Consider the following 9,105-nt stretch of genomic DNA (forward strand, 5'->3'; position numbering starts at 1 on the left):
AGCCCGGCTGGGGGTGCGGCTGCGGCTGGTGTTGCGGCCGGTGGTGCTGGGGTGATTGCTGGGGCTGGTGAGGCCGCTGGGCGTGGTGGTACGGCCCCGGATGCGGATGTGCCTGCGGATGCGGGTGCGGGTGCTGGTACGCGGACGGCGGCGCGTAGGGGAAGGGCCCGCCCGCCCCCCACTGCGGCGGAACCCACGGCCGCGCCGTGACCCGCGCGGCATGCGCCAGCGCCGGCGCGGCCACCGCCTTCCGCTGCCACAGATGGTGGAGCAGCTCCTGCTCCCGGGCGACGAAGTCCGCGTCCACCGCGCCCCGGTGCGCCCGCTGCCGCAGGAACGCCAGCGACGTGGCGAACGACTGGTACTCGCCGACCTGGCGCGCGGCCCGCGAGCCATGGGCCGCGCGGGCGGCCCTCCGCGCGATCCGGCGGGCCCGCATCGAGGAGAGCGCGTGCGGCTCGGCCGGCGTCAGCCAGCCCGCCGCCACATACGGGGGCAGAAACGTCCGTACGGTCGCCAGCTCATTGCCGCGGGACCAGATCACCAGCCACACCAGCAGCCCGAACACCGGCACCATGAACATCGCGTACACCGCGAGGAACCCGAGGCCGCCGACGGTGGCGGAGCCGTTCCACACCGCGTGCAGCACCATGGCCGTCGCCAGCCCCGCCAGCGGCACCAGGACCCGGCGCACCCGCTGGCGGCGCGGGGTGAGCGCGGCGACGCCGAAGCCGAGGCCGGTGAGCGCGGTGAACAGGGGGTGGGCGAACGGCGACATCACGATGCGGACGAAGAACGTCGCCACCGTCACCGAGCGGATGCCGTCCGCGCCGGCCGCCTGGTCCTCCCCGAAGGCGTTGCCGAGATAGAGGATGTTCTCGGTGAACGCGAAGCCGGTGGCGGTGATCCCGGCGATGACGACACCGTCGATGATCCCGTCGAAGTCCCGGCGGCGGAAGAGGAAGAGCAGCAGCACGGCGGCGGCCTTGGCGCTCTCCTCCACCACCGGCGCGATCACCGTCGCGCCCCAGGTGTCGGCGTCCTCGGGCGAGGAGCCCACCACGGTGGTCGCCAGCCACTCGGTGGCGAAGCCGTTCGCGACGATCGCGACCAGCGTCGCCGCGCAGGCGCCCCAGGCGAAGGCGAACCACAGATTCCGCCAGGGCTCCGGCTCCACCCGGTCCAGCCAGCGGAACGCGGCGATCAGTAGCGGCACCGGCAGCACGGCCAGGCCGAGGCCCACGAGAAAGCCCTCGGTGCCCGTCTGGGCGCGGACCAGCGCGAGGATCACCAGGCCGGAGAGGGCGAGCAGGGCGACGATCGCCCCCGCGCGCAGCGCCTTGCTGTGCCACAGCGCGCGATACGGGCGGTAGCGCCACTGCGCGCGCGCCGGCACGGCCTCGAACTGCGGTCGCGGCTCATAGGCCGGGACCGGATGCGGCTGCGAGGACGGGGAGGGATGCACTCATCGACCCTAACGAGGCCGCGGGCCCGGTCGCGACGTGGTGAGATTCACGCACGGTGTTCGGGTGTGTTCGATGGGCTGACGGCGTGCGCGGGCGTACGACCCGGGGCGCGCGTACAAGTCCTTCGCGCAAGCCCTTCGCGCGGGCTCTCAGCGCCGGACGAAGAGCAGGTCGTTGACCTTGTGGCCCTTGGCCAGGCCCGCGCTCTCGAACTTCGTCATCGGGCGGAAGTCCGGGCGCGGGGCGTAGCCGCCGTCCGGCTGGGTGTTCTCCAGCTCCGGGCAGGCGGACAGCACCTCGAGCATCTGCTCGGCGTACGGCTCCCAGTCGGTGGCGCAGTGCACCAGCGCGCCCGGCTTCAGCCGGGTGACGGCCAGCTCGATGAACTCGGGCTGGATCAGCCGGCGCTTGTGGTGCCGCTTCTTCGGCCAGGGGTCCGGGAAGAAGACGCGCAGTCCGGAGAGGGAGCCGGGGGCGAGCATCTCGCGCAGCAGGATGATCGCGTCACCGTTGGCGACCCGGACGTTGTCGAGGCCCTTGCGCTCGGCCAGGTTGAGCAGATTGCCCTGGCCAGGGGTGTGCACATCGGCGGCGAGGATGCCCGTGCCGGGGTCGGCCGCGGCCATCTCGGCGGTGGCCTCGCCCATGCCGAAGCCGATCTCCAGGACCACGGGCAGGTCCGGCACGCCGAACAGCTCGCCCAGGTCCAGCCGGTGCCGGCCGTCGATGTCCAGACCCCACTTCGACCATAGCCGGCGCAGGGCCTCGCCCTGGCCGACGGTCACCCGGCCCCGGCGCGGCCGGAAGCTGCGGATGCGGCGCTCGTGGTGGGAGCCCGCGGGGTCGGCCGCGGGGCCCTCGGGGAAGAGCATCCGGCGGGGCTCGGCGGTGGCGCTCGGGGCGTCACCGTGACCGCCGCCGTGACCGTCGCCGAGCGGTCCGGCGGGCTCGGGCACGCGCGCCCGGCCGGCGGCCGAGGGCGCGGAGCCGGGGGCGGAGGGCGCGGGGGACTTCTCGGACTCAAGCACAGTGCCGCCAATTCTACGGCCCCGCGCGGAGCCGCCCCCAGGGCCGGAAGCCCCCTCGGGCGGGCCTGGAGACCCTGGTCTTCGCGGCCCGGCCCCGGGCTGGCGGGGGCCGGTGTCAGAGGGGGGGCCGGGCGTCAGAGGAGGGCCAGCGCCCGGCGCGCGACCTCCCTCCCGATCGGCAGCGACGCCGTCGCCGCCGGCGACGGAGCGTTCAGCACATGGACCACCCGCCCCGACCGCGCGAACGCGAAGTCGTCGACGAGCGTCCCGTCCGCCCGCACGGCCTGCGCCCGCACCCCCGAGGCCGCCCGCACCAGGTCCGCCTCCTCCACCTCCGGCAGGAGCCGGCGCACGGCGTCCGTGAAGGCCCGCCGGGAGAGGGAGCGGCGCAGCTCCCCCGCGCCGTACCGCCAGTGGCGCCGGGCCAGCCGCCATATGCCGGGGTGGGCGAGCGTGCCGCCCAGGTCGCGCGGGCGCACGGTCCGCCAGTGGTACCCCTCGCGGGCCAGCGCCGGCACCGCGTTGGGCCCGATGTGGACCGAGCCGTCGATGCCCCGGGTGAGATGGACCCCGAGGAAGGGGAACGCCGGGTCCGGCACGGGATAGACCAGCCCCCGCACCAGTTCCGCGCGCGAGGGCGCCAGCTCGTAGTACTCCCCCCGGAACGGCACGATCCGCAGCCCCGGCCGGTCGCCCGCCAGCCGTGCGACGCGGTCGGAGTGCAGCCCGGCGCAGTTCACCAGCGCCCGCCCGCGCAGCACGGCCCCGTCGGCCGTCCGGACCGCCACCGCCGAGGCGCGGCGGGCCACGGCCGTCACCTCGGAGCCGTACCGGATCTCGGCCCCCGCGTCCTCGGCGAGTCGGGCGAGCGTCGCCGCCACCGCCGAGAAGTCGCACACCCCCGTCGTCCCGACATGGATGGCGGCCAGGCCGCGCACATGCGGCTCGTACTCGGCTATCTGCGCCGGCCCCAGCTCCCGCACCGGAATGCCGTTCTCCCGGCCCCGCTGGACCAGCGCGTGCAGCCGGGGCAGCTCGGAGCGCTCGGTGGCGACGATCAACTTGCCGGTCACCCGATGGGGGAGGTCGTGCTCCACACAGAACTTCACGAGCTCGGCCGCGCCCTGCACCGCGAGGCGGGCCTTGAGGGAGCCCGGGGCGTAATAGATCCCGCTGTGGATCACACCGCTGTTCCGCCCCGTCTGATGCCGCGCGGGCCCGGACTCCTTCTCCAGCACGGTGACGCGCGTGCCGGGCGCGGCACGCGTGATCGCGTAGGCGGTGGACAGGCCGATGATCCCGCCCCCGATCACCAGCACATCGCCGGCGCCGTCGTACGTCACCGCTTCACCTCCCCACCCCCGGCCACCGGCACGACACCGGCGGTCACGCATCACCACTGACGATGATGCACCGCCCCACTGACAACGCCCGGCGGCCCGGAGCGGTGCCGGACGCGGGAGGGCCGGGGGATCGGCAATTCACGATCAAGAAATCCCCCCGCCCGGGGTATGGCCAAACCCGAACCCGTACGGATCACGTCCGCACCCGGCCCGTACGAATCACACCCGCGCCCCACCTCGTACGGCTCGCACCCCCGCCCGGCCCCGTACGCTCACGCCGGGGCGAACAGCAGCGGTCGCGCCCGCTCGCGCAGCTCCATGACGCGCGGCTCGTCCCCGTACGGCTCCAGCCGGTGCAGCAGATCGCGCACGTACTCGGTCGTCCGGGCCGAGGAGATCCGCCCGGCGACCTCCACCGCCCGGGCCCCCTGCGCGCAGGCCGCGTCGAGGTTCCCGGACTCCAGTTCGGCGACGGCGGACACGACGAGGCGCAGCCCGTGCGAGCGGACGAACTCCTCCGTCGGCTGCGACAGCGCCTGCTCGGTGAACCGCCTGACCTGCCGGGGCGCCTTGAGATCGCGATAGCACTCGGCCGCGTCCGCGCAGAACCGGTCGTAGGAGTAGAAGCCCAGCCAGGTGGGGTCGGGGTCGCCCTCGCGGGCCCGCTCCAGCCAGCTCTCGGCGGCCTTCAGCGCGCCCCCGGCGGCCTGGGAGTCGCTCGCCTTGGCGTGCGCGCGGGCCTCCACCAGCCGGAAGAAGCTCATGGTGCGGGCGGTGGCGAGGCCGCGGTTGCGCTCGATGGCGGCCTGGGCGAGGTCCACGCCCTCGTCGGCGAAGCCGCGATAGGTGGCCTGGAGGCTCATGGAGGCCAGCACATAGCCGCCGAGCGGCACATCGGCCGCGGCGCGGGCCAGGCGCAGGGCCTGGATGTAGTAGCGCTGGGCGGCCTCCTGCTGGCCGGTGTCGAAGGCCATCCAGCCGGCGAGCCGGGTGAGTTCGGCGGCGGCGCCGAACAGGGCGCGGCCGACCTCGTCGCTGTAGGAGCCGAGCAGCAGCGGCGCGGCGTCGACCCGCAGGCACTCGGGGACCATGGACGAACGCCAGTCCCCGCCGCCGTACTTGGAGTCCCAGCGGCGCGCGTCCTCCGCCGCTTCGCGCAGTTTCGTCACATCGCTGTGGCCGACCCGCTGGGGCGGCGCGTCCCCGCCGGAACCGTTCTGCTGGGCAGGCTCGGCGTCCTGGGCGGCGCGCCCCACCGCGCTGTCGGCCGGGGATATCAGCCAGCGGGACACGGGGGTGGCATAGGCGCTGACGGCGAACGAGCCCGCCAGGCTCTGCCAGATGCCGTTGCCACCGCGCCGCCCGGCCAGATCCAGGCGGTACAGCTCGGTCGCCGACTTGACGGCGGCGCCCACGTCGCGCGGGAAGGCGAGCCCCACCTCGGGAGCGGGGTCGGCGTCGGCCAGCCCGATCTCGTGCAGCGGGACGGGGCGGCCGAGCTTGCTGCCGATCGCGGCGGCGATCAGGTGGGGCGCGGCGCCCTGGGGGACCATGCCCTTGGACACCCAGCGGGCGACCGAGGTCTTGTCGTACCGAAGCGTCAACCCTCTTTGCGCGCCGAGGTCGTTGACCCTGCGCGCCAGCCCGGCGTTGCTGATCCCCGCGAGGGCGAGAACGGTGCCGAGCTTCTCGTTCGGCCCGCGTACCTCCCTGGACATGTCCACCCCTCGACACCCGACGGCCAACCCCGGCTTTGTGCGGGACACTCTCGTAAACCCAGCGTAGTTCGCCGCATCCCGACCGTTAAGGGGCGTTGTCCCGGATGGCGAGATTGTTGTCCGTACTGGCGTGCGGCGGGGAGATTCGTGCTCCGGTTGTGTGTGGCCGTGCGCCTGTCCGTGCGCTCTTACTGCGCCACTGCGGGAGCGCTTCCATGGGTGCTGCGTGGGTCGGCCCGCTGCACTGGAGCGAAGTGGGCTGGGGGACACCGCCGCCTCATTCCCCGCGGGCGGCGGAACGGTCCGGGGGGCGGTCGCCGCCTCCCGGACTGTGGTGTTGTGCGCTGATACGCCCGCACGGGGGTACGGCGGCAACTTGGCCGAAAAGCGGTGCGGGGAAGGGACGTTACGCCGCCGGGCCGCCCTGATCATCCCCGCCTTCCCGCCGTCTTTCGGACGTCTTGTGCCCGGCTCCCCTCCGGGCCGGATCGAGTCGCTCACGGGCCGGATCGAGCCGCGACCACTTGATCGTCGATGCCGATCGCCTTTGATCGTTCGGCGCGTTCGGTCCGTTCGGCCTGCTCGGTCGGTTCGCTCCGTTCGGCCTGCTCGGTCGGTTCGCTCCGTTCGGTCCGACCGGCCCGTTCGCCCGCCGGGGCCGGCTTCCTCCCCGGCCGCCCCTTCCGGTGCCCCCGCCGAGCCCCCTTCGGCCCGTTGTGCGCTCCCGGTCGCCGGGCGAGCCCCCGCCAAGGGCGTACTGCCGGAGCGCCCAAAGGCGTACGACATGTGCGAGTGCGCTCCCTTGTGCCCCTCCCGCGCGCCGTGGTCGTGGCAGCATGGTCCGTGACGGAGAGCACTTCGCGTCGGCGGAAGGCCACTTGGCGAGCGCATCCTGTGCGAGGCGCGGCCGGGTTCGATGCCGGAATCGACGGCTCGCTGTGCATGATGGCTGCTTACGTCCTGTTTGCCCACCCTGTGGAGGCGGCGATGCGGTGGTTGGTGGGGTGGAGCAGTGCCACCACGGGACCGGTCACCGCCGACGGCCGTACGGTCAACGACGAAGCCCGTACGGTCCAACCGGTCGGCTCCCAGTTGCTCTGGGCGGACCCCGACCCCCTGTGGGCCGTCGGCGACTGGCGGCCGGACGAGATCCGGGTCGTCCAGGCCGACGCCGGCACCCGCCTCGCCGTCCTCGGCCGCTGCGGCGCCTCCGACGAACAGCTGCGCGTCGGCCTGTTCGCCGCGCGCGGCGGCGCGCTGCGCCACCTCACCGCCTGGCCGGGCAGCTACACCGCCGTGGTCCAGGTCGGCCGCCGCATCACGGTCACCGCCGACCTCGCCGGCGCCCGGCCCGTCTTCCACACCCCGTGGCGGGGCGGCACCGCCTACGCCACCGCGGCCCTGCCCCTCGCCGACCTCGTCGAGGCCCAGCTCGACATCGCCCACCTCGCCGCGCTGCTCGCCTGCCCCGACTCCCCGGAGGCCCTGGGCGACGCCACGCCGTACGCCGGCGTCCGGCGCGTGCCGCCCGGCCACGCGCTGATCCTGCGCGACGGGACCCGCGAGGTCACCGGCTACGAGCCCACCGCCTCCCTCGCCGTCGCCGCCCCCCGCCTGGACGCGGCCCAGGCCGTCGAGGGCGTGCGCGACGCGCTCGTCGACGCCGTACGCGCCCGGCTCGCCGCGCCCCGCCACGCGCCCCTGCCGGAGCCCGACCCCGGGCCCGTGCCGGGGATGGGGCCCGCCGACCGGCGGGCGGCCCGGGGCGCGCCCGCGCCCGGGGTCGGCGCCGACCTCTCCGGCGGCAGCGCCTCCGCCACGCTCGCGCTCCTCGCCGCCGGGCTGCCCGGGGTGCCGGGGGTGCCCCTGGGCCACGGCGGCACCGCGGGCGAGCGGCTGCTCGCCGTCACCTTCAACGACCTCAGCGACCTCGGCCCCGGCTTCCGCCCCGCGGCCGACGGCGGCGCCGGCTCCGCCTACGGGGCGGGGCCCGCCGGCGCCGCCGACCGCGAGGCGGAGCTGGAGCGGGCGCGCGGCATCGCCGCCAACCCCCGGCTGCGCCATGTGGTCGTCGCCGCCGGGGAGGAGGCCCTGCCCTTCGCCGACCTCGACCTGCTGCCGCTCACCGACGAGCCGGGCCCCGCGCTGACCACCGCCGCCCGGCACCGCCGCCGACTGGCCGCCGGCAGCGCGGACCACCTCGTCGGGCACGGCGCCCGGCAGGTCCTCGACGCCCACCCCGCGCGCCTCGCCGATCTGCTGATGGACCGGCAGCGCCGCCGGCTGCTGCGGCCCGTGGCGGCCCTGGCCAAAGCCGACGGGCCCTCGGCCCACTCCCTGTTCGTGCCGTTCACCGTCTATCGCGCCGCCCGCCGGCTGGCCCGCACGCCGTACTGCGAGGGCCTGCGGGAGGCGGCCGCCCGGCTGCTCGAACGGCGCTTCGACGACGGTCCGGGCGGCTTCGGCGGCCCCGGCGGCGGCCACGGCCCTGGCGCGGCCGGCGGCTTCCGGGGCCAAGGCGACGCGGGGGACCCGTGGGGCGACGGTGGCGCGGGCGCGGGCGCGTCCGGCGCGGTCGGGGGAGCGGTGTTCGCCTCGCTCGCGGCCCTGGCGTGGTGCCGGCCCGGGCCCGCGGCCCGCTGGCTGACGGGCGAGGCACTGGCTGAAGTATCGGTTCGGCTGCAGGAGGCGGCGCTGCGGCCGGAGCCGCTGGAGCGGCCGGGCGAGCGGCGGGCACGGGCCGCGCTCGTCCGCCACGCCGCCGACTACCGCGTCTTCGAGCAGGCCGCGGAGGTACGCAGCCAGCGGCTCCACGCGCCCTTCCTCGACAACCAGGTCGTACGGGCCTGCCGCGCCCTGCCGGAGGCGCTCCGTGTGCAGCCGGGGGCGCGCGCCTCAGTACTGCGCGCCGTCCTGGCGGGGGCGGGCGTACGGGACCTGCCGGCCGGCTGGGGCGCGACCTCCCAGGCCCCGCAGCTGGCCGCCGCCCGCGCCGGGCTGCGCGCGGTGCTCCACGACCTCGTCTCCCTCTTCGAGGCACCGCTGCTCGCGGACGCGGGGCTGATCGAGGCCCGGGTGGTGCGCCGCGCGCTGCGGTCGGCGGCGGAGGGGGCGCCGGTGCCGCTGGACGGGCTGGCGGAGCTGGTGTCGACGGAGGTGTGGCTGCGGAGGCTGCTCGCGCGGCGCGGCACGTGCTGGACGGGCGAGGCGGCGCCCCGCCAGCGGGCGGTGGCGGGCGGAGTGAGCCGCCGCCCAGCGCTCTGACCCCCCCGGAGACCGTGGGGACCGCCGGCGCCTTCGCCGGCGCCCGGTGGCCTTTTCCTCGGTGGGGTCAGCCGCAGTGGACGCGCGCCCGTGCCCAGTTCGCCACGCCGATGACCGCCCCGGGCTCGCCCGGCTCGACCACCAGACGGAGGACCCGCCGCCCCACCAGCGGCACCCGCACCGGGATCGCCGGGTCGGACCCGCGCAGCACGGGCGAGCGCCACAGCCGCACCCCGTCCGCGTACACGGAGAACCGCATCGCGCCGATGCCCAGCGTCATGTCGTC

At 75.8% G+C, this 9,105-nt stretch carries 6 protein-coding genes; 1 reads left to right on the forward strand and 5 read right to left on the reverse strand.

Translation table 11 applies throughout. From position 1 onward, the window contains the following. The 4 genes from ACSNOD_RS24000 to ACSNOD_RS24015 all read right to left on the reverse strand — a co-directional run. On the reverse strand, positions 1–1,465 hold a 1,465-nt coding region (locus ACSNOD_RS24000), incomplete at its 3' end, for a PrsW family intramembrane metalloprotease (protein ID WP_436769109.1). Between the two features lie 150 nt (positions 1,466–1,615). Continuing rightward, a complete protein-coding gene (gene trmB / locus ACSNOD_RS24005) occupies positions 1,616–2,494 on the reverse strand; it encodes a tRNA (guanosine(46)-N7)-methyltransferase TrmB (protein ID WP_436769110.1) in 879 nt (292 codons plus the stop codon). Between the two features lie 134 nt (positions 2,495–2,628). Beyond that, a complete protein-coding gene (gene lhgO / locus ACSNOD_RS24010) occupies positions 2,629–3,837 on the reverse strand; it encodes an L-2-hydroxyglutarate oxidase (protein WP_436769111.1) in 1,209 nt (402 codons plus the stop codon). Positions 3,838–4,109: 272 nt separating this feature from the next. Further along, the gene (locus ACSNOD_RS24015) at positions 4,110–5,555 is read right to left on the reverse strand and encodes an MFS transporter (RefSeq protein WP_436769112.1); all 1,446 of its coding nucleotides are present in this window, start codon (positions 5,553–5,555) and stop codon (positions 4,110–4,112) included. A 987-nt stretch (positions 5,556–6,542) separates the two neighbouring features. On the opposite strand from ACSNOD_RS24015, the gene ACSNOD_RS24020 reads away from it, so the two are divergent. Continuing rightward, positions 6,543–8,819: an asparagine synthase-related protein gene (locus ACSNOD_RS24020; RefSeq protein ID WP_436769113.1), complete on the forward strand. Its 2,277-nt coding sequence runs from the start codon at positions 6,543–6,545 to the stop codon at positions 8,817–8,819. 67 nt (positions 8,820–8,886) lie between these two features. Here ACSNOD_RS24020 and ACSNOD_RS24025 read toward each other — a convergent pair. Next, on the reverse strand, positions 8,887–9,105 hold a 219-nt coding region (locus ACSNOD_RS24025; protein ID WP_436769114.1), incomplete at its 5' end, for an NPCBM/NEW2 domain-containing protein.

The sequence above is a fragment of the Streptomyces sp. URMC 123 genome (assembly GCF_051386515.1).
Taxonomy (GTDB): Bacteria; Actinomycetota; Actinomycetes; order Streptomycetales; family Streptomycetaceae; genus Streptomyces.